Genomic DNA, 25,324 nt, shown 5'->3' with positions numbered 1-25,324 from the left:
CTTCCTTATGATCAGGCCGAGAGCAGGGTGAGGGTGTCGAGGGCAATCTGCCGTTCTTCATTGGTCGGGACCACCAGCACCCGGGGCGAGCCTGGGGCATGAATCGGCCCACTGGCGCCGCCGCGCGTACGCTGGTTGGCGGTCTCGTCGAGGGCCAGACCGAGCAGTTTGAGGTGGGCCACCGTGGTGGCGCGGATCAGCGGTGAGTGCTCGCCAATCCCTCCGGTAAAGATCAGACCGTCGAGTTGCGGCAGCGCGCAGGCCATGGCGGCGAGGGATTTGGCCAGGCGGTAGCAGAACACCTCGATGGCCAGGGTGGCACCGCTATGCCCGTCAGCCCGCGCTTGTTCCAAAGTCCGCATGTCGTTGGACAGCCCGGAGAGGCCGAGCAGGCCGCTTTCCTGGTTGAGCATGGCGTCGATGCGCGCCAGGCTCCAGCCGAGGGTGCGGGACAGATGACCATGCAGGTTGGGATCGACGTCGCCACTGCGGGTGCCCATCACCAGCCCTTCGAGCGGGGTCAGGCCCATGCTGGTGTCGCGGCTCTGGCCATTGACCACTGCGCAGGTCGAGCAGCCATTACCCAGGTGGGCGACCAGCCAGCTGCTGCCGTCAACGGCCAGCCCGGCCAGTTGCGCGGCCTGCTGGCTGACATAGCGGTGGCTGGTGCCGTGGAAGCCGTAGCGGCGCACGCCATGCTCGCGGTACAGCGATTCCGGCAAGGCGTAGCGGTAGGCGTGTTCGGGCAGGGTCTGATGAAAGGCGGTGTCGAATACCGCCACCTGCGGCAACTGCGGGTACACCGCCAATGCGGCTTCGATGCCCTGCAGGCTGGCCGGGTTGTGCAGCGGTGCCAGCGGCGCAATAGCGCGGATCGAGGCGATCACCTCGGCATCCAGGCGGCAGGCCTGGGTAAAGTGTTCACCGCCATGTACCACGCGGTGGCCGATGCCCAGCAAGCTGCCTGCGCTTGCGGCCTGGACCTTTGGTAGCAGGGCCGCGAGGGCGGCGCGGTGATCGCCGCCATGCAGCGCTTCACTGTGTTGCTGGCCGTCCTGTTGCCAGTGCAGCACCGCCGTCGTGCTGCCCAGGCGTTCGGCCAGGCCGCTGAGAATGAATGGACCGGGTTGGGCGGCGACCAGGGCAAATTTGATTGATGAGCTTCCGCAGTTGATCACCAGAATCGTGCGTGCAGGCATTAGGACTCCTTGTTGGATAACGTGCTGTTCTGCGCGCACCAGCCGCAGGTGAATGGACGGCCGCGAGCAGCCTGGCGCTGAGCGGGATCGAGCACCCAGGCACGACCCTGCCAGGGTGGCTGGTGACGCAGGTGTTGGGTGTGCCCGCAGGACAAGATTGCCACCCAGTGGCCCTCTTCGTCCTGACGGAAGTCAAGCAGGCGTACGGTTGTGAGGGGACCCGATGTGGGCCGTCCGTCTGCGTCAGGTTCGCTTTCGGGCGCACCCTTGGTTAAACTGGCCAACTCATTATTTTCGAGCAAAAGGTCCTGCCCCATGCTGATCGCCGCCAATAAGGCCGTCTCCATCGACTATACCCTGACCAACGATGCCGGTGAGGTGATCGATAGTTCTGCTGGCGGTGCTCCGCTGGTTTATCTGCAAGGTGCCGGCAACATCATCGGCGGCCTGGAAAAAGCCCTGCTCGGCAAGCAGGCGGGTGACGAGCTGGACGTTTCCGTCGAGCCCGAAGATGCCTACGGCGAATACAGCGCCGAGCTGGTCGCCACTCTCAATCGTTCGATGTTCGAGGGTGTCGACGAGCTGGAAGTGGGCATGCAGTTCCACGCCTCCGGCCCGGACGGCAGCATGCAGATCGTCACCATTCGTGACCTGGACGGCGACGACGTGATCGTCGACGGCAACCACCCGCTGGCTGGTCAGCGTCTGAACTTCAAGGTCAAGGTCGTCGATGTACGTGACGCCAGCGCCGAAGAAATCGCCCATGGCCACATCCACGGCGAAGGCGGTCACCACCATTGATGCAGTGAGGCGAGGGTTCGCTCCCGTTCCGGCGCTGCCGCGAGCGAAACGGGAACAGCCCCCAGGCGGTGCTCGCAAGACGACTTATGGTCGTCGCAACTGCCTAGCCGGCTGCTAATATGACGTAAGCGAAAGGCGCCTTTGATAGGCGCCTTTTTTGTCCGTCGCGTCGAGAGCTGCTGTTTTCCAAGGAGTTTCATCATGAGTGCCTTTCACGACCTCAATCTGCGTGCGCTGGATGGCCAGGATCTGCCTCTCGCACCCTTCAAGGGGCAGGTGTTGCTGGTGGTCAATGTGGCGTCCAAGTGCGGCCTGACGCCTCAGTATGCCGGTCTGGAAAAGCTCCACCAGCAATACCGTGATCAGGGTTTCAGCGTACTCGGCCTGCCGTGCAACCAGTTCGCGGGTCAGGAACCGGACAGCGAGGAGGCAATCCAGGCCTTCTGCAGCCTCAATTACGGGGTCAGCTTCCCGTTGAGCAGCAAGCTGGAGGTCAACGGCCCCGGGCGGCATCCGTTGTATCGCCTGCTGGCAGGCGAGGGCGCGGAGTTTCCTGGCGACATCACCTGGAACTTCGAAAAGTTTCTTGTCGGTCAGGATGGGCGAGTGCTGGCGCGTTTCTCGCCGCGTACTACCCCGGATGACCCAGCGCTGATCCAGGCCATCGAAAAAGCCCTCGGCTGATTTCTACGCCGTTCGCCTGCAGCTTCGCAGGCGAATCCAGGCCGCAGCTGCCTGGATGCTTGCCGCCAGCCGAGCTTCTGCCTGCCGATCACTGCTATCAATAGTGCTGGGCGCAGACCGTGCCGCGGCCCTATGCTCAGAGCCATGAACGGCGGTCTCCCGCCCTTTACGTGCTGATCACTGCCGGCCTCCACGGCCGCCTGCCTGCGTGCACTTGACCCCATCGACGAAGCGACCGGCCTGCTGGCTGGCGAAAGGACTGATGATGACTGATCCGGTAAAAGCCCTGTTCCAACCCTTCAGCCTGGGTGCGCTGACGCTGCCGACCCGTGTGGTGATGGCGCCCATGACGCGCTCTTTCTCACCCGGCGGCGTGCCCAACGCCAAAGTCGTCGAGTACTACCGTCGGCGTGCCGCCGCTGGTGTCGGCCTGATCGTTACCGAAGGCACCACCGTGGGTCACAAGGCTGCTAACGGCTACCCGAATGTGCCGCGCTTCTATGGCGAAGATGCTCTGGCTGGCTGGAAGCAGGTGGTCGAGGCCGTGCACGCCGAGGGCGGCAAGATCGTCCCGCAGCTGTGGCATGTGGGTAATGTGCGCAAGCTGGGTACCGAACCGGATGCCAGCGTGCCTGGCTACGGCCCGTGCGAAAAGCTCAAGGATGGTCAGGTGGTGGTGCACGGCATGAGTAAAGCCGACATCGACGAGGTCATCGCTGCATTCGCCCAGGCGGCCAAGGATGCCCAGGCCATCGGTATGGACGGTGTGGAAATCCACGGCGCCCACGGCTACCTGGTCGACCAGTTCTTCTGGGCTGGCAGCAACCAGCGCACGGACGAATACGGCGGCGACCTGGCCCAGCGCTCGCGCTTTGCCATCGAGCTGGTGCGGGCCGTGCGGGCCGCGGTTGGCCCTGACTTCCCAATCATCTTGCGCTTTTCCCAGTGGAAGCAGCAGGACTACAGCGCCCGCCTGGTGGAAACCCCGGAAGCCCTGGGCGCTTTCCTTAAGCCGCTTGCCGATGCCGGGGTGGATATTTTCCATTGCTCCACGCGGCGTTTCTGGGAGCCGGAGTTCGAGGGCTCTGACCTCAACCTGGCCGGCTGGACGCGCAAACTGACCGGCAAACCGACCATTACCGTAGGCAGCGTCGGCCTGGATGGCGAGTTCCTGCAGTTTATGGTCAACACCGACAAGGTGGCTGAGCCGGCGAGCCTGGAGAACCTGCTGGAGCGCTTGAACCGTGAGGAGTTCGACCTGGTGGCAGTCGGTCGTGCGCTGCTGGTCGACCCGGATTGGGCGGTCAAGGTGCGCGATGGCCGCGAGCAGGACATCAAGCCCTTCAGCCGCGAAGCCTTGATGACTCTGGTGTAAGTCTGCTCGGCGCATCGTCCCTGATGCGCCAGCCCCTTCAGGGGCGAATCTCGATCAGCGTGCCATCCTTGACCAGCGACCAGACTTCACGCATGTCGGCGTTCTTCATGGCGATGCAGCCTTCGGTCCAGTCCAGGGTGTGGAAGAACCATTCGGGGTATTCCTCGTCCACCGGGGTGCCATGAATCATGATCATGCCGCCCGGCGGCACACCTTCGGCCTTGGCCCGCACCTGATCGCGGGCGTTGGGGTAGGAGATGTGCAGCGACAGCTGGTAGTTGTCGCTCGGCTTGCGCCAGTCGATCCAGTAATAGCCTTCCGGGGTGCGCAGGTCGCCCTCGCGCTGTTTGGCGCCGGTGGGCTGTTTGCCCAGCGAGACCCGGTAAGACTTGACCGGCTGATCGGCGTGGATCAGGTGCAGCACGCGTTCGGACTTGATCACCAGAACCTTGTCGATTGGCGGCGTGGCCGGACTACTGGCGATAGCCACCGGGGTCAGGGTGAGGCAGAGCAGGGCAAGCAGCCAGCGCATTGACGCGATTCCGTTCAGAGGGGGATGTTGCTGTGGGCGCGCAGCGCAGCCAGCGGTTCGTTGCGCACGGGGTAGTGCTGGTGTGGGCGGTCGGCGAAGTAGCATTCCAGGGTCCGGCCGATGGTGGGGAAGGCCAGCTCGCGCCAGGGGATTTCATGCTCCTCGAACAGGCGCACCTCCAGGCTCTCTTCCCCCGCGGCGAAATCCAGGTCGACCAGCTCGGCGCGAAAGATCATGTACACCTGGTTGATGTGCGGCAGGTCGAAGAGTGTGTACAGGCTCAGTGCCTGCACCCGCGCGCAGGCTTCCTCGTGGGTTTCACGGGCGGCGGCCTGCTCGACGGTCTCGCCGTTTTCCATAAAGCCGGCGGGCAAGGTCCAGTAGCCTCGGCGCGGCTCAATGGCGCGGCGACACAGCAGCACCTGATCACGCCATACCGGTAAGCAGCCGGCGACGATGCGCGGGTTCTCGTAGTGGATGGTCGCGCATTGGTTGCAGACATGGCGCAGCCGGTTGTCTCCCTTGGGGATCGACTGGCTGACGGGGCTGCCGCACTGGCTGCAGAATTTCATCGGGAGTCCTCTTTGCTGGTCGCTATCTTGGCGTGCGCCGGGCTGCTCGGCAAGCGCTGTGGGTGGGCTAGAGGTAGCGTGGGGCTTGGGTGTCGCGCTGCTTTCATGCCATCATCCGAGGCAGAAAAAAAGCGAGAACGATCATGCTCGATGAGCTGCTCCACCGCGTGCGCGGTTACAGCCCACGGCTGCTGGGGACCGACGGGAACTTTCCGGAAGCGGCGGTGCTGGTGCCGATCACGCGCAGCGATGCACCCGAGGTGGTGCTCACCCTGCGGGCCAGCGGGTTGTCGACCCACGGCGGTGAGGTTGCCTTTCCCGGCGGTCGGCGCGACCCGGAAGACCCGGACCTGATCCGCACCGCCTTGCGCGAAGCCGAAGAGGAAATCGGTTTGCCGCCAGGGCTGGTCGAGGTAGTCGGGCCGTTGAGTACGCTGGTGTCGCGCCATGGCATCCAGGTCACGCCCTATGTTGGCCTGGTCCCGGACTTTGTCGAGTATCAGCCGAACGACGGCGAAATTGCCGCGGTGTTTTCCGTGCCGCTGGCGTTCTTCTGCGAAGACGTGCGCGAAACCACCCACCGTATCGATTACCAGGGCCACAGTTGGTATGTGCCCAGCTATCGCTACGGCGACTATAAAATCTGGGGGCTGACGGCGATCATGCTGGTCGAGTTGGTCAACCTGGTCTACGACGCCGGCATCGAGCTGCATCGCCCGCCTGCGCATTTCATTACGCTGAGCTGAGCCGAGGAAGCATCCATGAAGTATCGCCTGGGACAATCGCAGGTCGACACCCATCCCGACAGCTGGGTCGCGCCCAACGCCACCCTGGTGGGCAAGGTGCGCCTCGAGGCCGGCGCCAGTGTCTGGTTCAACGCCGTGTTGCGCGGCGACAACGAGCTGATCCATATCGGCGAGCACAGCAATGTGCAGGACGGCAGCGTCATGCACACCGATATGGGCTACCCGCTGACCCTTGGCAAGGGCGTCACCGTGGGCCACAACGCGATGCTGCACGGCTGCAGCGTCGGTGATTACAGCCTGATCGGCATCAACGCCGTGGTGCTCAACGGCGCGAAAATCGGCAAGTACTGCATCATCGGTGCTAATACCCTGATCGCCGAAGGCAAGGAAATACCCGATGGCTCGCTGGTGGTCGGCTCGCCCGGCAAGGTCGTGCGCGAACTTACTGAGGCGCAGCGCAAGATGCTCGAAGCCAGCGCCGCGCACTACGTACACAACGCCGAGCGCTATGCTCGCGAACTGCAGGAGCAGGACGAGGCATGAGCGAAGAGCGTCCGGTGGCCTCGCCCTGCGTGCATGTCTGCGCGCTGGATGAGGACGACATCTGTATCGGTTGCCAGCGCAACGTGGCGGAAATTACCCGCTGGGGGCGCATGGACAACCCCGAGCGGCGTGAGGTGTTGCAGCGCTGTCACCAGCGTGCCGAAGCCAAGGGCATCCTCTTGTGAGTGCTGTGCGCTGTCCCATTCGTTTGACTGATTCCTGGGCCTAGTCGGCCCATCTTTTACTGCCCATCAAGGAACCTGTGTATGCCCCGTATCGGAACCCCGCTGTCGCCGAGCGCGACCCGTGTATTGCTCTGTGGCTCTGGCGAGCTGGGTAAGGAAGTGGTGATCGAGCTGCAGCGCCTCGGCGTTGAAGTGATCGCCGTGGACCGTTACGCCAACGCGCCGGCCATGCAAGTGGCGCATCGCAGCCACGTGATCAACATGCTCGACGGCGCCGCGCTGCGCGCGGTGATCGAGCTGGAAAAACCGCACTACATCGTGCCGGAAATCGAAGCCATCGCCACGGCGACGCTGGTTGAGCTGGAGAACGAAGGCTACACCGTGATCCCCAGCGCCCGTGCCGCACAGCTGACCATGAACCGTGAAGGCATTCGCCGCCTGGCCGCTGAAGAGCTCGGTCTGCCGACCTCGCCGTATCGTTTTGCCGATTCGTTCGAGGAGTGCCAGGCGGCGGTCGAGGCCATCGGCTATCCGTGCCTGATCAAGCCGATCATGAGTTCCTCGGGCAAGGGCCAGTCGGTGCTCAAGAGCGCTGCCGACCTGCAGCACGCCTGGGACTATGCGCAGGCCGGTGGTCGCGCGGGTAAGGGTCGGGTGATTGTTGAAGGCTTTATCGATTTCGATTACGAGATCGCCTTGCTGACCGTGCGTCATGCCGGCGGTACCACCTTCTGCGCGCCGGTCGGCCATCGTCAGGTCAAGGGCGACTACCAGGAGTCCTGGCAGCCGCAACCAATGAGCCCCAAGGCCCAGGCCGAAGCCGAGCGCATTGCCCTGGCCGTGACCGGCTCCCTGGGTGGCCGTGGCCTGTTCGGCGTCGAGCTGTTCGTCAAGGGCGACCAGGTGTGGTTCTGCGAGATTTCGCCGCGCCCCCACGACACCGGTCTGGTGACCCTGATTTCTCAGGACCTCTCCGAGTTCGCCCTGCATGCCCGGGCGATTCTCGGCCTGCCGATCCCGGTGATTCGCCAGCATGGCCCATCGGCCTCAGCCGTAGTGCTGGTCGAGGGTGAGTCGCAGCAAGTGAGCTTCGGCAACCTCAGTGCGGCGCTGGCCGAGCCGGATACGGCGCTGCGTCTGTTCGGCAAGCCCGAGGTCAGTGGCCAGCGCCGCATGGGTGTGGCCCTGGCGCGGGACACTTCGCTGGAGACCGCACGGGCCAAGGCAACCCGCGCGGCGCAGGCGGTCAACGTCGAGCTGTGAGCCGCTGGCGGGCGGCACGCTGGTGGGCGCTGACCCTGCCATTGCTGCCCGTGCTTATCCCGCTGGCACTGGTCACTCGCCGGCAGGCTTTGCGCCTGCCGGCGGCTGCCGGTGCCCGACAGGGCGCCGTGGGTACTGAGCATCCAGGCAGGCCTTTGCGCGTGCTGCTAGTGGGCGAGTCACCCGTCGTCGGTGTGGGTGTCGAACAGCTGGATGACGCGCTGGCGGCGCAGTTGGCGCGCGCGTTGGCTGAGCGTCTGCAGCGTCCGGTGCTGTGGCAGCTTTGCGGAGAGAACGGCCTGACTGCCGGCCAAGCCGTCAGTCGCCTGTTACCTGAAGCGCAGGGCATCGCCGCGGATTGGGTGGTGCTGGTCTTCGGGGTTAACGACAGCACCCAACTGACTTCTATTGACGCATGGCGGCAGGCGTTGCTTTGCTTGTGCCAGGCGTTGGGGCAGGGCGGCCAGCAGGTCGCGCTCACGGCGGTGCCGCCGCTGCAGCATTTTCGCGCGTTGCCATGGCTGTTGCGGCAGGTGTTGGGTGCCAGGGCTCGCCTGCTCGATGCTGTAGCGCGTGAGGTCGCGCTCAGCGAGGCGGCGCAGCACTTGGCGCTGGAGCTGCCGTTTCAGGGTGATTACCTGGCGCTCGACGGCTTTCATCCGTCGGCAGCAGGTTATCGAGCCTGGGCTCAAGGTCTGGCGGCACAGCTGGCGTTGCCGGAGGCTTAGTCCTGCTGCTCGTCTGGCTCGTCACTGCTGAGTTTGTCAGTGGCTTTCCAGGCGCGCACGCTTTTTACCCGGTTATCCGATGACTGCAGAATCTCCAGGCGATAGCCGCCGATCTTCAAGCACACCGCGCTTTCCGGAATGCTCTCCATGGCTTCGGTGATCAGGCCGTTGAGGGTCTTGGGGCCGTCGATTGGCAGGTGCCAGCCAAGCGCCTTGTTGATCTCGCGAATATAGGCCGCGCCGTCGATGACCTGGGTGCCGTCTTCCTGAGGGTGGATGTCGGGGCTGCGCAGGGTGTCCTGATTATTGAAGTCGCCGACGATCTCTTCGAGGATATCTTCCAGGGTGACGATACCAATCACGTCACCGTATTCGTCGACCACAATGCCGATGCGCCGCTTCTGTTTCTGGAAGTTGAACAGCTGGGTCGACAGCGGTGTGCTTTCCGGGACGAAGTAGGGCTCGCTGCAAGTCGCCAGCAACGACTCCTTGGTTAACTGATCGTGAGTCAGCAGCCGGGCCAGCTGGCGCATGTGCACGATGCCCTTGATCTGGTTGATGTCCTGTTCGAATACCGGCAGGCGGGTGTGGGTCGTGGTGCGCAGCTGGTCGATGATGGTCGTCAGGTCGTCCTGCAGGTTGATGCCGATTACCTCGTTGCGCGGGATCATGATGTCGTTGACCGTGACCCGCTCCAGATCGAGGATGCCCAGCAGCATGCTCTGGCGGTTCTTCGGCAGCTCATGGCCAGACTCACGCACCACGCTGCGCAGCTCCTCGGTGGTCAGTGCGTCATTGCTTTTGCTCGCCGGATCCACCCCGAGCAGGCGCAGCAGACCGTTGCTGATCCAGCCGAGGGAAATCACCAGCGGGTAGAACAGCTTTAGCAGCACTTGCAGCGGCAGGCTGGCCGGGTAGGCGACTTTTTCCGGGTGCAGGGCGGCCAGGGTCTTGGGGGTGATTTCGCCAAAGATCAGCAGGGCGATGGTCAGGCCCAGGGTGGCGATGGCGATCCCGGCTTCGCCGTACAGCTTGATCGCCAGAACGGTGGCGATCGAGGAGGCGAGAATGTTGACGAAGTTGTTGCCGATCAGAATGGTGCCCAGCAACCGGTCTGGGCGGCTGAGCAGGGCGCTGACGCGCTTGGCCCCGCGGTGTCCTTCTTTGGCCATGTGGCGTAGGCGGTAGCGGTTGAGGCTGAGAATGCCGGTCTCGGAGCTGGAAAAGAATGCCGAGCAGGCCAGCAGAAAGATCAGCAGGCCGATCAGAAAGCCAGGGTGTGCGTTGTCCACGAAAATGCCTTTGGGCTTGAATTAGATGTGCAGGATGAATTCACGGACCAGCTTGCTACCGAAGTAGGCCAGCATCAGCAGGCAGAAGCCGGCCAGGGTCCAGCGAATCGCCTTGTGGCCACGCCAGCCGAGTTGGTGGCGGCCCCAGAGCAGCACCGCGAACACCACCCAGGCAAAGCACGAGAGGATGGTCTTGTGCACCAGATGCTGGGCGAACAGATCGTCGATAAACAACGCGCCGGAGAGCAGCGACAGCGAGAGCAGCGCCCAGCCTGCCCAGAGAAAACCGAACAGCAGGCTTTCCATGGTTTGCAGGGGAGGGAAGTTGCGAATCAGCCCGGAGGGGTGCTTGTGCTTGAGTTGGTGATCCTGCAAAAGCAGTAACAACGCCTGAAACACCGCAATGGTCAGCATGCCGTAGGCCATGATCGACAGCAGGATGTGCGCCAGAATGCCCGGCTCTTCATCCAGCGGCTGGAGCGTGCCTGATGGCATGAACTGGGCCAGCAGCGTGGTCAGGGCGCCGAGCGGGAAGAGCGGCAGCAGCAGGTTGTCCACTGGCAGGTTGCGGCAGGCCAGCAGGATCAGAGCGATGACGGCAAAGGCGATCAGGCTGGCGGCATTGAAAAAGTCCAGGGTCATGCCGGCGCTATTGAGCATCTGCATATAAAGGCTGGCGCCATGCAGCAGCAGGGCGAGCACGCCGAGGATGGCCAATAGGCGTTTGTCGGGTGTGCTGCGACGGATCAGGTGGCGGCCCTGGTAGGCGGTGGCGCCGAAATACAGGCAGGCAGCCGCGAGGCTGGGGAACAAAGGGTGCATAAATCCTGGAGAGGCGAGCCCGAAAGGCCTGAGTGTGGCATAGCTGCCGAATTGACGAAAGACTGCTGGCGGTGTCGGTGGGGCGGGCAGTTGGTTATAATCTGCGGCTTGCTGCATGACCACCGCCTCGGCCGTCGGCCTGAAAGGAACCTGCATGTTCGAAAATCTGACAGATCGCCTCTCGCAGAGCCTGCGAAACGTCACTGGCAAGGCCAAGCTGACCGAAGACAATATCAAGGACACGCTGCGCGAAGTGCGCATGGCGCTGCTCGAAGCAGACGTCGCGCTGCCGGTGGTCAAGGACTTCGTCAATAAGGTCCGGGATCGCGCGGTCGGCACCGAAGTGTCGCGCAGCCTGACACCCGGCCAGGCCTTTGTGAAAATCGTCCAGGCCGAGCTGGAAGGTCTGATGGGTGCGGCCAACGAAGACCTCGCGCTGAATGTCACGCCGCCGGCCGTGGTGCTGATGGCCGGTCTGCAGGGTGCGGGCAAGACCACCACCGTGGGCAAGCTGGCGCGCTTCCTCAAGGAGCGTAAGAAAAAGACCGTGATGGTGGTTTCGGCCGACGTTTACCGGCCTGCCGCGATCAAGCAGCTGGAAACCCTGGCTGCTGAAGTGGGTGTGACCTTCTTCCCCTCCGATATCAGCCAGAAGCCGATCGCGATCGCGGAAGCGGCAATCCGTGAAGCCAAGCTCAAGTTCATTGATGTGGTGCTGGTGGATACCGCCGGTCGCCTGGCCATCGATGCCGAGATGATGGCCGAGATTCAGGCGCTGCATGCCGCGGTCAAGCCGGCGGAAACGCTGTTCGTGGTTGACGCCATGACCGGTCAGGATGCGGCCAATACGGCCAAGGCCTTCAATGACGCGTTGCCGCTGACCGGCGTGGTGCTGACCAAGGTCGACGGTGATGCGCGTGGTGGTGCGGCCCTGTCGGTGCGCCATATCACCGGCAAGCCGATCAAATTTATCGGTATGGGCGAGAAGAGCGACGCGCTCGAACCCTTCCACCCGGACCGTATCGCTTCGCGCATCCTTGGCATGGGTGACGTGCTCAGCCTGATCGAGCAGGCTGAGCAGACCCTGGATCGGGACAAGGCGCAGAAGCTCACCAACAAGCTGAAGAAAGGCAAGGGCTTCGACCTTGAAGACTTCCGCGATCAGCTGATCCAGATGAAAAGCATGGGCGGTCTCGGTGGCCTGATGGACAAGCTGCCGCAGATGGGCGGCGTCAATCTGGCGCAGATGGGCGGCGCCCAGGGCGCGGCCGAGAAGCAGTTCAAGCAGATGGAGGCGATCATCAACTCGATGACCCCGGCCGAGCGCCGTGACCCTGAGCTGATCAGCGGGTCGCGCAAGCGCCGCATCGCCATGGGCTCGGGCACTCAGGTGCAGGACATCGGTCGGCTGATCAAGCAGCACAAACAGATGCAGAAGATGATGAAGAAATTCACCGCCAAGGGCGGCATGGCCAAGATGATGCGCGGTATGGGCGGCATGCTGCCCGGCGGTCTTGGCGGGTTGCCCAAGCGTTGATATCAAACCGGCGCATGCTGCGCCGGGTCCCACCTATCCGGCTGGTCGAAAAAGACATTTGCAAATGTCCGGATAATCCTTAGAATATGCGGCCTTTCGGGCCTAGTGCCCTATGCGTGCATTTCAGTTTTGCAGCACCGACTACAGGAACGAAGTTCAATGGTAACCATCCGTCTTGCCCGTGGCGGCTCTAAAAAGCGCCCCTTTTACCACCTGACCGTGACCAACAGCCGCAATGCGCGCGATGGTCGCTTCGTCGAGCGTATTGGTTTCTTCAACCCGGTTGCTACCGGCGCAGAAATCAAGCTGTCCGTTGACCAGGAACGCGCCACTTACTGGCTCGCCCAGGGTGCACAGCCGTCTGAGCGCGTTGCTCAGCTGCTCAAGGAAGCTGCTAAGGCTGCTGCCTAAGCATCCTTATGAGCATGTCGCCAGCTCCCGCCGAAGACCTCGTCGTACTCGGCAAGATTGTTTCGGTGCATGGCATAAAAGGGGATGTGAAGGTGTATTCCTTTACCGATCCTTTGACCAACGTGCTCGATTATCCTCGCTGGACGCTTCGGCGTGACCACGAGGTAAAGCAGGTCGAATTAGCCAGTGGACGCTTGCAAGGCAAGGTTCTGGTAGCAAAGCTCAAGGGGCTTGATGATCGTGAAGTGGCGCGTACCTACGCCGGCTTCGAGATCTGTGTTCCGCGCAGCCAGTTGCCTGATCTGAGCGATGGCGAGTTTTACTGGTATCAGCTGGAAGGTCTCAAGGTCATTGATCAGGCAGGGCAATTGCTCGGCACTATCGACCATCTGTTTGAGACTGGTGCCAACGATGTAATGGTGGTCAAGCCCTGTGCGGGCAGCCTGGATGATCGTGAACGCCTGTTGCCCTATACCGGGCAATGTGTGCTGTCGATTGACCTGGCCGCTGGCGAGATGCAGGTCGACTGGGATGCGGACTTCTAAGCCTGATGCCGAATCTGCGCGTAGACGTCATCACGCTGTTCCCGGAAATGTTTGCTGCCATTAGTGATTACGGCATCACCAGCCGTGCGGTGAAACAGGGGTTGTTGCAATTGACCTGCTGGAACCCGCGCAGCTACACCACTGATCGTCATCATACGGTCGATGATCGCCCCTTCGGTGGCGGCCCCGGCATGGTAATGAAGATCAAGCCGCTTGAGGATGCTTTGCTCAATGCCAAGCAGGCCACAGGTGGAGCCGCGAAGGTGATTTATCTGTCGCCGCAAGGTCGCCCGCTGACGCAGGCGGCAGTACGCGAGCTGGCGAACGAGGATGCGTTGATCCTGATCGCCGGCCGCTACGAAGGCATCGACGAGCGCTTTATTGAGGCGCATGTGGATGAAGAATGGTCGATCGGGGATTACGTCCTGTCTGGCGGTGAGCTGCCGGCCATGGTGCTGATCGATGCGGTAACGCGCCTTTTGCCTGGTGCATTGGGTCATGCAGCCTCGGCCGAGGAAGACTCCTTTACGGACGGCTTGCTCGACTGCCCGCACTACACCCGCCCGGAGGTGTATGCGGATAAACGTGTTCCCGAGGTGCTGCTTAGCGGTAACCACAAACACATCCGGCGCTGGCGTTTGCAGCAGTCCCTTGGTCGGACCTACGAACGACGCGTCGATCTTCTGGAAAGCCGCTCGCTTTCTGGAGAAGAGAAGAAGCTGCTGGAGGAATACATCCGCCAGCGGGACGATAGTTAACGTATCGATGGCAGGCCTGATTGCCTGTCTTAGGAGCGCAGCATGACCAACAAGATCATTCAGCAGATCGAAGCTGAGCAGATGAGCAAAGAGATCCCGACTTTCGCACCGGGCGACACCATCGTCGTTCAGGTTAAAGTGAAAGAAGGTGACCGTCAGCGTCTGCAGGCTTTCGAAGGCGTAGTAATCGCCAAGCGTAATCGCGGCCTGAACAGCGCATTCACCGTTCGCAAAATCTCCAACGGTGTCGGCGTCGAGCGTACTTTCCAGACCTACAGCCCGCTGGTCGACAGCCTGGCTGTGAAGCGTCGCGGTGACGTTCGTAAAGCCAAGCTGTACTACCTGCGCGACCTGTCCGGCAAGGCAGCACGCATCAAGGAAAAACTGGGCTAAGGTTCGGTTTTCGGAAAAAAGCAGCCTACGGGCTGCTTTTTTCGTTTCTGGGGCACGGGGTACGCGGAGACCTGTATGTCGGCTATTGATCACCCGCTCATAGATCGCTTTCTCGAGGCCTTGTGGCTGGAGAAAGGCTTGTCCGTTCACACTCGTGCGGCCTACCGCAGTGACCTGGCGCTGTTCAACGGCTGGTTGCAGGAGCGTGGTGTCGAGCTGGCCACGGCAGAGCGCGCGGTGATCCTCGATCATCTGGCCTGGCGGGTCAATGAGGGCTACAAGGCGCGCTCCACGGCGCGGATGATCTCTGGGTTGCGCGGCTTTTACCGTTTTCTCCTGCGCGAAGGCGTGATCGCTGTGGACCCGACCCTGCAGGTTGATTTGCCGCAGTTGGGTCGGCCATTGCCCAAGTCGTTGTCCGAGGCCGATGTTGACGCATTGCTGGCCGCGCCGGATACCGATGATCCGTTGGGTATGCGCGACCGGGCGATGCTTGAGGTGCTTTACGCCTGCGGCTTGCGCGTCAGCGAGCTGACCGGGTTGACGCTGGAGCAGGTCAATTTGCGCCAGGGTGTGCTGCGTGTATTTGGCAAGGGCAGCAAGGAGCGCCTGGTGCCGTTGGGCGAGGAGGCCATCGAGTGGCTGGAGCGTTATCAGCGCGAGGCGCGGGCGTTGCTGTTGGCCGGGCGGCCCAGCGATGTGTTGTTTCCCAGCCTGCGCGGCGAGCAGATGACCCGGCAGACCTTCTGGCACCGGATCAAGCTGCATGCGCGGGTGGCCGGGATTGCCAGCAGCTTGTCGCCCCATACCCTGCGCCATGCCTTTGCCACGCACCTGCTCAACCATGGGGCGGATTTACGGGTGGTGCAGCTGTTGCTCGGCCACAGTGATTTGTCGACTACGCAAATCTACACCCATGTCGCCCGTGCCCGTTTGCAAGCCCTGCACAGCCAGCACCACCCGCGCGGCTAAGAGAACCGCCTACCCGCCTGCGGTCGGTGTTTGGGTGCTTCTATGGTAGGCTTTGTCCATCTTCGACAGTCCGTCGCTCGACAGGAGTTTTCATGCGCGTTTCCCGTCTTTTCGCCGTCGCGGCCCTGGGCCTCGCCAGCAGTATTGTCCTGGCTGCCGATCCTGATCAGGCGATCCGCAAGAACCTGCAGTCGATCCAGCCCGACCTGCCGATCGAGGCCATTGCCGAGAGCCCGATGCCAGGGGTTTATCAGGTTCAGCTCACCGGTGGCCGTCAACTGTATGCCAGTGCCGATGGCCAGTTCCTGCTGCAGGGTTATCTGTTCCAGTTCAAGGATGGCAAAGCGGTCAACCTGACCGAGCAGGAAGAGGGGCGGGGCATCGCCAAGGTGATCGATGCCATTCCAGCCAAGGATATGGTGGTATTTGGTGCCGATAAGCCCAAGACCCATATCACTGTGTTTACCGACACCGATTGCGGTTATTGCCAGAAACTGCACAGCGAAGTGCCGGAACTTAACCGCCTTGGCGTCGAAGTCCGTTATGTGGCGTTCCCGCGTCAGGGGCTGAATAGCCCGGCGGCACAGGAGCTGGTCAACGTTTGGTGCGCCAAGGACAAACAGTCGGCGATGAACCGGGCGAAGAATCGTCAGAGCGTCGATACCGCGCAGTGCGACAACCCGGTGGCCAAGCAGTACGAGCTGGGACAGATGATTGGTGTCAGTGGCACGCCGGCCATCGTCCTAGCCAATGGCAAGATGATCCCCGGTTACCAGCCTGCGCCGCAGTTGGCCAAGCTGGCGCTCGACGCGCAGTGAGGCCTTGGGTCTGTTCCCGTTTCCTTCGCTCAGACCCCGCCCCGCCAATTGACTATTAAACAGCCGCTTCGTAAGGTGCGGCTCTTTTATTCCACGGCCGGAGCATGCTCCGGCCGTTTTACGCAGTGCAGATGGGAGTTCAGTGTGAAACCGGTCAAAGTAGGCATCTGTGGGCTCGGTACCGTCGGTGGCGGTACGTTGAATGTACTCAAGCGTAATGCCGAGGAAATTACCCGGCGCGCAGGGCGCGGTATTGAAGTTGCCCAGATTGCTATTCGTTCGCCCAAGCCGCAGTACGATACGACCGGTATTAGCATGACCAGCGATGCGTTCGAGCTGGTCAACAACCCTGAAATCGACATAGTGGTCGAGCTGATCGGTGGTTACACCCTGGCCAAGGAACTGGTGCTTAAAGCCATCGACAATGGCAAGCACGTGGTTACCGCGAACAAGGCGCTGATCGCCGTGCACGGCAATGAGATCTTCGCCAAGGCCCGCGAGAAGGGTGTGATCGTCGCCTTTGAAGCGGCGGTGGCCGGTGGTATTCCGGTGATCAAGGCGATTCGCGAAGGTCTGGCGGCCAACCGCATCAACTGGCTGGCCGGCATCATCAACGGCACCGGCAACTTCATTCTCAGTGAGATGCGCGAAAAAGGCCGTGCCTTCGACGACGTGCTCAAGGAAGCACAGGCGCTGGGTTATGCCGAAGCCGATCCAACCTTCGACGTCGAAGGCATCGATGCGGCGCACAAGCTGACCATCCTGGCGTCCATTGCCTTCGGCATCCCGCTGCAGTTCGACAAGGCCTATACCGAAGGCATCACCCAGCTGACCACCGCTGACGTGAACTATGCCGAAGCGCTGGGCTACCGCATCAAGCACCTGGGTGTGGCCCGGCGTACCGACGCAGGAATCGAGCTGCGCGTGCACCCGACGCTGATCCCTGCCGATCGCCTGATCGCCAACGTCAACGGCGTGATGAACGCGGTGATGGTCAACGGCGATGCCGCCGGTAGCACCCTGTATTACGGTGCCGGCGCTGGTATGGAGCCGACCGCTTCTTCGGTGGTCGCTGATCTGGTCGACGTGGTCCGCGCGCTAACTGCTGACCCGAGCAACCGCGTACCGCATCTGGCCTTCCAGCCCGATGCGCTATCCGAGCACCCGATCCTGCCGATCAGTGCCTGCGAGAGCGCTTACTACCTGCGCATTCAGGCCAAGGACCGCCCCGGCGTGCTGGCCCAGGTGGCGAGCATTCTTTCCGGGCGCGGTATCAATATCGAGTCGATCATGCAGAAGGAGGCCGAGGAGCACGATGGCCTGGTGCCGATGATCCTGGTCACCCATCGCGTGCTCGAAGTGCATATCAATGAGGCGATCAGCGCCCTGGAGGCCCTGGACGACGTGGTTGGTCCTGTCGTGCGCATCCGCGTCGAGCAACTGGTCTGAGGAAGTAGTCATGCGTTATATCAGCACCCGCGGCCAGGCACCGGCCCTCAATTTTGAAGATGTGCTGCTGGCCGGTCTGGCGACCGATGGCGGCCTCTATGTGCCGGAAAATCTGCCGCGCTTCACCCAGGAAGAAATCGCGTCCTGGGCTGGCCTGCCGTACCACGAGCTGGCCTTCCGGGTGATGCGCCCGTTCGTTACCGGCAGTATTCCGGACGCCGATTTCAAGCAGATCCTCGAACAGACATATGCGACCGGCGCCGATGGTGTGTTCGCTCACAATGCCGTGGCGCCACTGCGCCAGCTCAATGGCAACGAATGGGTACTGGAGCTGTTCCACGGCCCGACCCTGGCGTTCAAGGACTTTGCCCTGCAGTTGCTCGGCCGCCTGCTCGATTACGTGCTGGCCAAGCGCAACGAGCGTGTGGTGATCATGGGCGCCACCTCGGGCGATACCGGCTCGGCTGCCATCGAAGGCTGCAAGGCCTGCGAGAATGTCGACATCTTTATCATGCACCCGCACCAGCGCGTGTCCGAGGTGCAGCGTCGGCAGATGACGACCATCTTCGGCGAGAATATCCACAACATCGCCATCGAAGGTAACTTCGACGACTGCCAGGAAATGGTCAAGGCCAGCTTCGCCGACCAGGGCTTCCTCAAGGGCACCCGTTTGGTGGCGGTCAACTCGATCAACTGGGCGCGGATCATGGCCCAGATCGTCTACTACTTTCACGCCGCCCTGCAGCTCGGCGGGCCGGCGCGTTCCGTGGCGTTCTCGGTGCCGACCGGTAACTTTGGCGACATCTTCGCTGGCTACCTGGCGCGTAACATGGGCCTGCCGATCAGCCAACTGATCGTCGCGACCAACCGCAACGACATTCTGCACCGCTTTATGAGCGGCAATCAGTACGTCAAGGGCGACCTGTATCCGACCCTGTCGCCGTCGATGGACATCATGGTCTCCTCGAATTTCGAGCGTCTGCTGTTCGACCTGCACGGCCGCAACGGCGCGGCGATTGCCGAGCTGATGGCCAACTTCAAGCAGGGTGGCGGTTTCAGCGTCGAGCAAGACCGCTGGACCGAAGCGCGCAAGCTGTTCGATTCCCTGGCGGTCAGCGACGAGCAGACCAGCGAGACCATCGCCCAGGTTCTGGCCGAGTCCGGCGAGCTGCTCGACCCGCACACGGCTATCGGCGTGCGTGCTGCGCGCGAGTGCCGGCGCAGCCTGGCCGTGCCCATGGTGATCCTCGGCACCGCCCACCCGGTCAAATTCCCCGAGGCGGTGGAAAAAGCCGGGGTGGCCAACGAACTGGAGCTGCCGGCGCACCTGGCTGACCTGTTCGAGCGCGACGAGCGCTGCACCGTGCTGGCCAATGACCTGCTGACCGTGCAGGCCTTTGTCGCCAATCATGGCAACCGTGGTAAGCCGCTGTAACTCAAACAGTGATGAACAAGGCCGGTACTCGCAAGAGACCGGCCTTTTTCTTGGTTATGTGTATTAGCTGCTGCATCTGTGGAACGAATTCATTCGCGAATAAATTCGCTCCTACAGGAGCTGAATTGACGTTAAAACAGCCGGCAGATGCAGGGCGTTCTTGTGCGTGGGCAACGTCAACGTCGCACCAACGTCTGTGCCGGTGGGCAAGCGGCTTTGTCGTAGGGGCCGACATAGGGATTGCTCCAGCCCATTACGCAGCTCATCAACTGGTTGCGCTGGCGCTCCCACGGCTGCGCGGGATAGGTCTTATGCCAGGCGCTGAACAGTTGGCGATTCTGTTTCGACAGGCGCAGCTTGTAGCGCTCGCCCATGTACAGATAAGTGCGCGCGATCATCCCGCGTATCTCCTTGCGCGGCATGACCTTGCGCGCCTTGAAGTCGACCACTGTGGGGCAGGCGCCGTATTGGTTGGGCGCCTGGGGTAGCCAGGCGAAGTCATAGTTGCTGCGGTCGCCATTGACCTCGCCGATGGCCGGCACCAGATTGTGCAGGTCGGCCTCGGCGCGGCGGAATACGCTGTCGTTCTTGCTGCAGTTCTTGCGCCCGCCGTTCTGCCAGCACTGGCGCTGATGACCGATCTGCCAGGCTGGAACTATATGCTCCCATTCGATGCGCGCGGCGCGGTTAGCGTTCTTGCGCGGTACGTAGCCGCAGCTCTTGAGGTCGACGCGGGTGCCGGTGAATTTGCAGCCGCAGTAGAACTCGACTGACTGACGGGCGTAGAGGGTCCAGCCAATTTTCTTGGCGGCGCTGAAGCTGGTGGGTGGATTGGCGAGAGCAGGGGTACACAGAAGCGAGCAGAGCAGAACAAGCGTACGGCGCAGGGGCATGCAGGGGCAGTCCAAAAGCGCCGCATCATACGCATTGCAGAGACGCTGCCAAGGCTAGCCTTTTAATAGCTCAGCGGCTCAGGAGTAGCCCGACGACGGCCAGTATCAGGATGAAGGCCAGCCACACCAGTGCATTGAGCGGGCTGCGGCGGATGATTCCGGCACCGCGTAAGCGAATCGGCGGGGTGTCTTCCTGGTAACGATTGAGCAGTTCGCTGGCGTCTGCTTCGCTCAGGTTGAGGTGCTCACGCAGGCGCTGCAGGGCGTAATCCCGTTCGCCGAAGCGTACGGCGCGGGCGATATCCTCAGGCAGCGGGGGTAGAGGTGTCGGCATCTGTGGTTCTCCGGTCTGTACAGGGTAGACGACAGGGTGCGTCAGGCGTTCATCCGATCAGGCCGCCTGACCGCAGACCGCGCATGGGGTAGACTGGCGCGCTACGTCGCTCAATCAAGAAGTTCACCCATGGCACAGCCGTCCACCACCTACAAAATCGACCTGAACCTCACGGACATGGACCGCAGTGTCTACGAGAGCCTGCGTTTTACCGTGGCCCGACACCCGTCGGAAACCGAGGAACGCCTGGCCGCACGGTTGATTGGCTACGCCCTGTTCTATCACGAGCACCTGGCGTTTGGCCGTGGCCTGTCGGATGTCGACGAGCCGGCGTTGTGGGAAAAGAGCCTGGATGACCGGGTGCTGCACTGGATCGAAGTCGGCCAGCCAGACAGCGACCGTATCACCTGGTGTTCGCGGCGCACCGAGAAGTTCAGCCTGGTGGCCTACGGCAACCTGCGCGTGTGGCAGACCAAGGCCCTGGACCCGGTACGCAGCCTGAAGAATATCAACGTCGTGGCCCTGGACCAGGAGGCGCTGGCCAGCCTGGCGCTGAACATGCCGCGGGCCTTGAACTGGAGCGTGATGATCAGCGACGGCGAGCTGTTCGTCACCGACGAGCTTGGTCAGCACGAGATCCCCATGCAATGGCTGGCGGGCGAACGCTGAGCCGCGCGGGCCTTGGCGCGTTGCTGGGGTCCTTGATTCACGCCAATGCCGGCGCTCACCTGAGCGACCTTTCACCTGGTAGACACAACCCCCATGCGCATTGAAGCCCGCCCCCTTCCCGCTACGCTGCCCGACCTGGGCAACCTGCCGCCGCTGTTGACCCGTTTGTATGCCGCCCGCGGTGTGCAATCCGCCGAGGAGCTGGACAAGGGCCTGGCGCGCTTGATCCCCTATCAGCAGCTCAAGGGTATCGACGCGGCGGTGCAGTTGCTGGTCGAGGCGCTGGAGCAGCGTCAGCGCATCCTGATTGTCGGCGACTTCGATGCCGACGGTGCCACCGCCAGCACGGTCGGCGTGCTCGGCTTGCGTCTGCTCGGCGCAGCCCATGTCGATTACCTGGTGCCGAATCGCTTTGAATACGGCTATGGCCTGACCCCCGAGATCGTCGCCGTGGCGCTTGAGCGCCAGCCGGATCTGCTGCTCACTGTGGATAACGGCATTTCCAGCGTCGACGGCGTCGCCGCAGCCAAGGCCGCCGGCTTGCGCGTGCTGGTCACCGACCACCACTTGCCAGGTGCTGAATTGCCGGCAGCCGATGCCATCGTCAACCCCAACCAGCCGGGTTGCGATTTCCCCAGCAAGGCCATGGCCGGCGTCGGTGTGATGTTCTACGTGCTGCTGGCGCTGCGCGCGCGCCTGCGTGAGATGGGCTGGTTCGCTACGCGGCAGGAGCCGAATCTGGGTGAGCTGCTCGACCTGGTGGCCCTGGGCAGCGTGGCCGATGTGGTGCCGCTGGATGCCAATAACCGCATCCTGGTGCATCAGGGCCTGGCGCGCATCCGTGCCGGTCGGGCGCGGCCTGGTTTGCGGGCGATTCTGGAGGTGGCGGGGCGCGATCACCGGCGCATCACTTCCACCGACCTCGGTTTTATCCTCGGTCCACGCTTGAATGCCGCCGGGCGTCTGGATGACATGGCCCTGGGCATCGAATGCCTGCTCTGCGAAGACGAAGCCCTGGCCCGCGACATGGCGGTGCAGCTCGACCAACTGAACCAGGACCGCAAGGCCATCGAGCAGGGCATGCAGCGCGAAGCCCTGGCCCAGCTCAAGGACCTGCCGCTGGATGACATGCCGTTCGGCCTGTGCCTGTTCGAGGCCGATTGGCACCAGGGGGTGATCGGCATCCTCGCCTCGCGTCTCAAGGAACGCTACCACCGCCCGACCATTGCCTTTGCCGATGCCGGCGAGGGCGTGCTCAAAGGTTCGGCGCGCTCGGTGCCGGGTTTCCATATTCGCGATGCATTGGATGCGGTGGCCGCCAGGCACCCGCAACTGATCAGCAAATTCGGTGGCCATGCCATGGCGGCCGGGTTGTCGCTGCCGCAGGAAAACTTCGGCGCTTTCGCCGCCGCCTTTGATGCCGAAGTGCGCCGTCAGCTCTGTGAGGATGACCTGACCGGGCGCCTGCTCTCCGATGGCCAGCTCGGCGTCACCGAGTTCCATCTGGAACTGGCCCGTGCGCTGCGCAATGCCGGGCCCTGGGGCCAGCATTTTCCCGAGCCGCTGTTCCATGGCGTGTTCCAGATCGTCAACCAGCGGGTGGTCGGCGAGCGCCATCTCAAGTTGGTACTCAAGACCGAGTGCGGCAGCATGCAACTCGACGCCATCGCCTTCAACGTCGACCGTGAGATCTGGCCCAACCCCACGGTGCGCTGGGCCGAACTGGCCTACAAACTCGACCTCAACGAGTTTCGTGGCAACGAGAGTGTACAGCTGATGATCGCCCACCTGGCGCCGCGCTGAGCGGCAATATCTGGTCGCATATCGCGGCTGCAATAGCGGAATTTTTGTTCGCCGCCTGTGTTCTGATTTGCATCCCGATATGGAGAACAATCAATGAATACGCGCGGTTTGCTCGATCAGTTGCTCAAATCCGGCCAGGACCTGCTGCAGAACAAGGCGGGCGGTTCATCGGCTGGCGGCGGCCTGGGTGGTCTGTTGTCCGGTGCCGGCAAAGGCGGCCTGGGCAGTGTGCTGGGTGGTGGCGCCGGTAAGGGCGCGCTGGCAGGTGGGGCGCTGGGGCTGTTGCTGGGTAACAAGAGCGCGCGCAAGTTTGGTGGCAAGGCGCTGACCTACGGTGGCCTGGCGGCGCTCGGGGTGATTGCCTACAAGGCCTACGGCAACTGGCAGGCGCAGCAGGCCCAGGCACCGCAGGGTGACCCGCAGACCCTGGATCGCCTGCCCGCGCCCCAGGTCGAGCTGCACAGCCAGGCGATTCTCAAGGCCCTGGTGGCTGCGGCAAAGGCCGACGGCCATGTCGATGCCCGCGAGCGCGAGCTGATCGAAGGCGAGTTCGTCAAACTGACCGGCGATGCCGAGGTGCAGCGCTGGCTGGAGAGTGAGCTGAACAAACCGCTCGATCCGGCCGATGTGGCCCGCGCGGCCAGCACCCCGGAAATGGCCGCAGAAATGTACGTGGCCAGCGTGCTGATGGTCGATGAGGAGCACTTTATGGAGCGCGCCTACCTGGACGAACTGGCCCGCCAGCTCAAGCTCGACCCGCAGCTCAAGGCTGAGTTGGAAGCACAGACGCGCCGCGAGTTGGCCGAGGTCTAAGCCGGCAGTGCTGTCGTCACGCGTGCGACCAAAGGGGCATTTCCCCTGCGTCGGGCTTGCGTCTAGTCTCAGTCGCATCGACAGGATGATGCGAGGCACGCGTGGACCCACTCCAAGACAGCTACGACTACCTTATCGCAGGTGCCGGCCCGGCCGGTTGCCTGTTGGCCAATCGCTTATCAGCTGACCCCAGTGTCAGTGTCCTGCTGCTCGAAGCGGGTGGACGCGATAACTACCCCTGGATTCATATCCCCGTTGGCTACCTCTACTGCATCGGCAATCCACGTACGGACTGGTGCTACGACACCGAACCGCAAGCAGGGCTGAACGGCCGGGCGTTGCGTTATCCGCGGGGGCGTGTGCTCGGCGGCAGTTCGTCGATCAACGGCATGATCTACATGCGTGGCCAGGCCGGTGATTACGATGCCTGGGCTGCCGCCGGCAATCCTGGGTGGGCGTGGCAGGATGTCTTGCCGCTGTTCAAACGTACGGAAAACCACTATGCCGGCGACAGTGCCCTGCATGGTGCGGCGGGCGAGTGGCGGGTGGAGCGTCAGCGGTTGTCCTGGGCGCTGCTTGAGGCCTTTCGCGGTGCGGCGGCGCAGAGCGGTATCGCCAGCATCGAGGATTTCAACGGCGGCGATAACGAAGGGTGCAGCTACTTTCAGGTCAACCAGCGCAGTGGTGTGCGTTGGAATGCGTCCAAAGCCTTTTTGCGCGGCATTGCCGAGCGCCCCAACCTGCGGGTGCTGACGGGTGCCGAAGTGCAGCGGGTGGCGCTGGCTAGCGGGCGGGCGGAAGGGCTGCACGTGCGCTGGCAGGGGCGTGAGCAATTGCTTCGGGCGCGCCGCGAGGTGCTGCTGTGCAGTGGTGCCATCGGCACGCCGGCGATTCTGCAACGCTCCGGTATAGGTGCACCCTCGCTGCTGCAGCAGGTGGGGGTTGGCGTGGCCCATGCATTGCCTGGCGTGGGCGCCAACTTGCAGGATCATTTACAGCTGCGCCTGGTTTACCAGGTCAGCGGCGTGCCGACGCTCAACCAGATCGCCGGCAGCCTGTGGGGCAAGGCCGGCATGGGCCTGGAGTATCTGTTCAAGCGCAGCGGGCCGCTGGCCATGGCGCCGAGTCAGTTGGGCGCCTTTGCCCGGTCGAGCCCCGAGCAGGCGTCGGCCAATTTGCAGTACCACGTGCAGCCGCTGTCGTTGGAGCGCTTCGGTGAGCCGCTGCATGCCTTCCCGGCCTTTACCGCCTCGGTGTGCAATTTGCGGCCGTACAGCCGTGGCTCGGTGGCCATCCGTTCGCTGGATGTGGCCGATGCGCCACTGATTCAGCCCAACTACCTGAGCGACACGCGGGACCTGGCGGTGGCAGCCGATGCCATTCGCCTGACCCGGCGCATTGCCGCTGCGCCAGCCCTGGCTGCTTTCAAACCGGTCGAGTACAAGCCCGGCCCGGACTACCAGAGTGAAGAAGACCTGCACCGTGCGGCGGCGGAGATTGGCACGACCATCTTCCACCCGGTCGGTACCTGCAAGATGGGCCAGGGACCGGATGCGGTGGTCGATGCGCAGCTGCGGGTGCATGGGATTGCCGGGCTGCGCATTGCCGATGCCTCGATCATGCCGTCGATCGTCTCCGGCAACACCTGCTCGCCGGTGTTGATGATTGCGGAGAAAGCGGCCGAGCTGATCCTGCAAGGGCATCAGCGTCTCGCTCAGGCGCCGTTACGCGAAACTGTCCTTGCTGTTTAAC

The 25,324-nt window shown here is 62.7% G+C and carries 29 protein-coding genes; 21 read left to right on the top strand and 8 right to left on the bottom strand.

Translation table 11 applies throughout. The annotated features are described in order from the left end of the window. Positions 1-11: 11 nt before the first annotated feature. Both BMW49_RS04960 and BMW49_RS04955 read right to left on the bottom strand, forming a co-directional pair. On the bottom strand, positions 12-1,199 hold the full coding sequence (locus BMW49_RS04960) for an acetate kinase (RefSeq protein WP_069516178.1): 1,188 nt from the start codon (positions 1,197-1,199) through the stop codon (positions 12-14). Continuing rightward, the gene (locus BMW49_RS04955) at positions 1,199-1,546 is read right to left on the bottom strand and encodes a DUF3565 domain-containing protein (RefSeq protein ID WP_083251647.1); all 348 of its coding nucleotides are present in this window, start codon (positions 1,544-1,546) and stop codon (positions 1,199-1,201) included. Before BMW49_RS04955 ends, BMW49_RS04960 begins: the two co-directional genes overlap by 1 nt. On the opposite strand from BMW49_RS04955, the gene BMW49_RS04950 reads away from it, so the two are divergent. The 3 genes from BMW49_RS04950 (at position 1,515) to BMW49_RS04940 (ending at position 4,059) form a co-directional block, all read left to right on the top strand. After that, positions 1,515-2,000, top strand: a complete 486-nt coding sequence (locus BMW49_RS04950; RefSeq protein ID WP_069516176.1) for an FKBP-type peptidyl-prolyl cis-trans isomerase — start codon at positions 1,515-1,517, stop codon at positions 1,998-2,000. The genes BMW49_RS04955 and BMW49_RS04950 overlap by 32 nt on opposite strands. A gap of 201 nt (positions 2,001-2,201) precedes the next feature. After that, positions 2,202-2,684, top strand: a complete 483-nt coding sequence (locus BMW49_RS04945; RefSeq protein WP_069516175.1) for a glutathione peroxidase — start codon at positions 2,202-2,204, stop codon at positions 2,682-2,684. A 265-nt stretch (positions 2,685-2,949) separates the two neighbouring features. Continuing rightward, complete coding sequence (locus tag BMW49_RS04940; RefSeq protein ID WP_069516174.1) at positions 2,950-4,059, top strand: NADH:flavin oxidoreductase; 1,110 nt, start codon at positions 2,950-2,952, stop codon at positions 4,057-4,059. Between the two features lie 37 nt (positions 4,060-4,096). Here BMW49_RS04940 and BMW49_RS04935 read toward each other — a convergent pair whose 3' ends face one another. Together BMW49_RS04935 and BMW49_RS04930 are read right to left on the bottom strand one after the other, a co-directional pair. After that, the gene (locus BMW49_RS04935; protein WP_069516173.1) at positions 4,097-4,591 is read right to left on the bottom strand and encodes a L,D-transpeptidase family protein; all 495 of its coding nucleotides are present in this window, start codon (positions 4,589-4,591) and stop codon (positions 4,097-4,099) included. 14 nt (positions 4,592-4,605) lie between these two features. Further along, a complete protein-coding gene (locus tag BMW49_RS04930; RefSeq protein ID WP_069516172.1) occupies positions 4,606-5,163 on the bottom strand; it encodes an NUDIX hydrolase in 558 nt (185 codons plus the stop codon). Positions 5,164-5,306: 143 nt separating this feature from the next. Between BMW49_RS04930 and BMW49_RS04925 the strand changes: the two genes are divergently transcribed. The 5 genes from BMW49_RS04925 to BMW49_RS04905 all read left to right on the top strand — a co-directional run bounded on the left by BMW49_RS04925 (position 5,307) and on the right by BMW49_RS04905 (position 8,628). Beyond that, a complete protein-coding gene (locus BMW49_RS04925) occupies positions 5,307-5,909 on the top strand; it encodes a CoA pyrophosphatase (RefSeq protein ID WP_069516171.1) in 603 nt (200 codons plus the stop codon). Between the two features lie 15 nt (positions 5,910-5,924). Next, on the top strand, positions 5,925-6,452 hold the full coding sequence (locus BMW49_RS04920) for a gamma carbonic anhydrase family protein (RefSeq protein WP_069516170.1): 528 nt from the start codon (positions 5,925-5,927) through the stop codon (positions 6,450-6,452). After that, entirely contained in the window at positions 6,449-6,637 is a 189-nt protein-coding gene (locus BMW49_RS04915; protein ID WP_069516169.1) for a DUF1289 domain-containing protein, read from the top strand. The genes BMW49_RS04920 and BMW49_RS04915 overlap by 4 nt, the downstream gene beginning before the upstream one ends. 81 nt (positions 6,638-6,718) lie before the next feature. Beyond that, positions 6,719-7,900 carry a formate-dependent phosphoribosylglycinamide formyltransferase gene (gene purT, locus BMW49_RS04910; protein WP_069516168.1) on the top strand — a complete coding sequence of 394 codons (1,182 nt, stop codon included), beginning with the start codon at positions 6,719-6,721 and terminating at the stop codon, positions 7,898-7,900. Then, complete coding sequence (locus tag BMW49_RS04905) at positions 7,897-8,628, top strand: SGNH/GDSL hydrolase family protein (RefSeq protein ID WP_069516167.1); 732 nt, start codon at positions 7,897-7,899, stop codon at positions 8,626-8,628. The genes purT and BMW49_RS04905 overlap by 4 nt, the downstream gene beginning before the upstream one ends. Here the strand turns inward: BMW49_RS04905 and BMW49_RS04900 are convergent. Both BMW49_RS04900 and BMW49_RS04895 read right to left on the bottom strand, forming a co-directional pair. Further along, the gene (locus tag BMW49_RS04900; protein WP_069516166.1) at positions 8,625-9,920 is read right to left on the bottom strand and encodes an HlyC/CorC family transporter; all 1,296 of its coding nucleotides are present in this window, start codon (positions 9,918-9,920) and stop codon (positions 8,625-8,627) included. The genes BMW49_RS04905 and BMW49_RS04900 overlap by 4 nt on opposite strands. A gap of 21 nt (positions 9,921-9,941) precedes the next feature. Continuing rightward, complete coding sequence (locus BMW49_RS04895; RefSeq protein WP_069516165.1) at positions 9,942-10,742, bottom strand: cytochrome C assembly family protein; 801 nt, start codon at positions 10,740-10,742, stop codon at positions 9,942-9,944. A gap of 154 nt (positions 10,743-10,896) precedes the next feature. Between BMW49_RS04895 and ffh the strand changes: the two genes are divergently transcribed. The 9 genes from ffh (at position 10,897) to thrC (ending at position 19,060) form a co-directional block, all read left to right on the top strand. Beyond that, complete coding sequence (gene ffh, locus BMW49_RS04890) at positions 10,897-12,279, top strand: signal recognition particle protein (RefSeq protein WP_069516164.1); 1,383 nt, start codon at positions 10,897-10,899, stop codon at positions 12,277-12,279. 159 nt (positions 12,280-12,438) lie between these two features. Beyond that, entirely contained in the window at positions 12,439-12,690 is a 252-nt protein-coding gene (rpsP, locus tag BMW49_RS04885; protein WP_069516163.1) for a 30S ribosomal protein S16, read from the top strand. An 8-nt stretch (positions 12,691-12,698) separates the two neighbouring features. Then, positions 12,699-13,235: a ribosome maturation factor RimM gene (gene rimM, locus BMW49_RS04880; protein ID WP_069516162.1), complete on the top strand. Its 537-nt coding sequence runs from the start codon at positions 12,699-12,701 to the stop codon at positions 13,233-13,235. A 5-nt stretch (positions 13,236-13,240) separates the two neighbouring features. Beyond that, positions 13,241-13,993, top strand: coding sequence for a tRNA (guanosine(37)-N1)-methyltransferase TrmD (gene trmD / locus BMW49_RS04875; protein ID WP_069516161.1), 753 nt, complete (start codon positions 13,241-13,243; stop codon positions 13,991-13,993). A 42-nt stretch (positions 13,994-14,035) separates the two neighbouring features. Beyond that, complete coding sequence (gene rplS, locus BMW49_RS04870) at positions 14,036-14,386, top strand: 50S ribosomal protein L19 (RefSeq protein ID WP_069516160.1); 351 nt, start codon at positions 14,036-14,038, stop codon at positions 14,384-14,386. A 75-nt stretch (positions 14,387-14,461) separates the two neighbouring features. After that, positions 14,462-15,358: a site-specific tyrosine recombinase XerD gene (xerD, locus tag BMW49_RS04865; protein ID WP_069516159.1), complete on the top strand. Its 897-nt coding sequence runs from the start codon at positions 14,462-14,464 to the stop codon at positions 15,356-15,358. A 92-nt stretch (positions 15,359-15,450) separates the two neighbouring features. Beyond that, positions 15,451-16,176: a thioredoxin fold domain-containing protein gene (locus BMW49_RS04860; RefSeq protein WP_069516158.1), complete on the top strand. Its 726-nt coding sequence runs from the start codon at positions 15,451-15,453 to the stop codon at positions 16,174-16,176. A gap of 144 nt (positions 16,177-16,320) precedes the next feature. Continuing rightward, positions 16,321-17,625: a homoserine dehydrogenase gene (locus BMW49_RS04855; RefSeq protein WP_069516157.1), complete on the top strand. Its 1,305-nt coding sequence runs from the start codon at positions 16,321-16,323 to the stop codon at positions 17,623-17,625. 10 nt (positions 17,626-17,635) lie between these two features. After that, entirely contained in the window at positions 17,636-19,060 is a 1,425-nt protein-coding gene (gene thrC, locus BMW49_RS04850; protein ID WP_069516156.1) for a threonine synthase, read from the top strand. Positions 19,061-19,236: 176 nt separating this feature from the next. Here thrC and BMW49_RS04845 read toward each other — a convergent pair whose 3' ends face one another. Together BMW49_RS04845 and BMW49_RS04840 are read right to left on the bottom strand one after the other, a co-directional pair. Further along, positions 19,237-19,953, bottom strand: a complete 717-nt coding sequence (locus tag BMW49_RS04845; RefSeq protein WP_069516155.1) for an endonuclease — start codon at positions 19,951-19,953, stop codon at positions 19,237-19,239. Between the two features lie 70 nt (positions 19,954-20,023). Then, positions 20,024-20,287: a hypothetical protein gene (locus BMW49_RS04840; protein WP_069516154.1), complete on the bottom strand. Its 264-nt coding sequence runs from the start codon at positions 20,285-20,287 to the stop codon at positions 20,024-20,026. Between the two features lie 129 nt (positions 20,288-20,416). Between BMW49_RS04840 and BMW49_RS04835 the strand changes: the two genes are divergently transcribed. From BMW49_RS04835 to BMW49_RS04820, 4 genes are all read left to right on the top strand, one after another. Next, the gene (locus BMW49_RS04835; RefSeq protein WP_069516153.1) at positions 20,417-20,956 is read left to right on the top strand and encodes a YaeQ family protein; all 540 of its coding nucleotides are present in this window, start codon (positions 20,417-20,419) and stop codon (positions 20,954-20,956) included. Between the two features lie 93 nt (positions 20,957-21,049). Next, a complete protein-coding gene (recJ, locus tag BMW49_RS04830; RefSeq protein ID WP_069516152.1) occupies positions 21,050-22,759 on the top strand; it encodes a single-stranded-DNA-specific exonuclease RecJ in 1,710 nt (569 codons plus the stop codon). A gap of 93 nt (positions 22,760-22,852) precedes the next feature. Continuing rightward, positions 22,853-23,572 carry a tellurite resistance TerB family protein gene (locus BMW49_RS04825; RefSeq protein ID WP_069516151.1) on the top strand — a complete coding sequence of 240 codons (720 nt, stop codon included), beginning with the start codon at positions 22,853-22,855 and terminating at the stop codon, positions 23,570-23,572. A gap of 101 nt (positions 23,573-23,673) precedes the next feature. Then, positions 23,674-25,323, top strand: a complete 1,650-nt coding sequence (locus tag BMW49_RS04820; protein ID WP_069516150.1) for a GMC family oxidoreductase — start codon at positions 23,674-23,676, stop codon at positions 25,321-25,323. Position 25,324: the final 1 nt, after the last annotated feature.

It is taken from the genome of Pseudomonas cuatrocienegasensis (assembly GCF_900110925.1).
In the GTDB taxonomy this organism is placed as follows: Bacteria; Pseudomonadota; Gammaproteobacteria; order Pseudomonadales; family Pseudomonadaceae; genus Aquipseudomonas; species Aquipseudomonas cuatrocienegasensis.
This window is presented reverse-complemented; position numbering and strand designations above follow the sequence as displayed.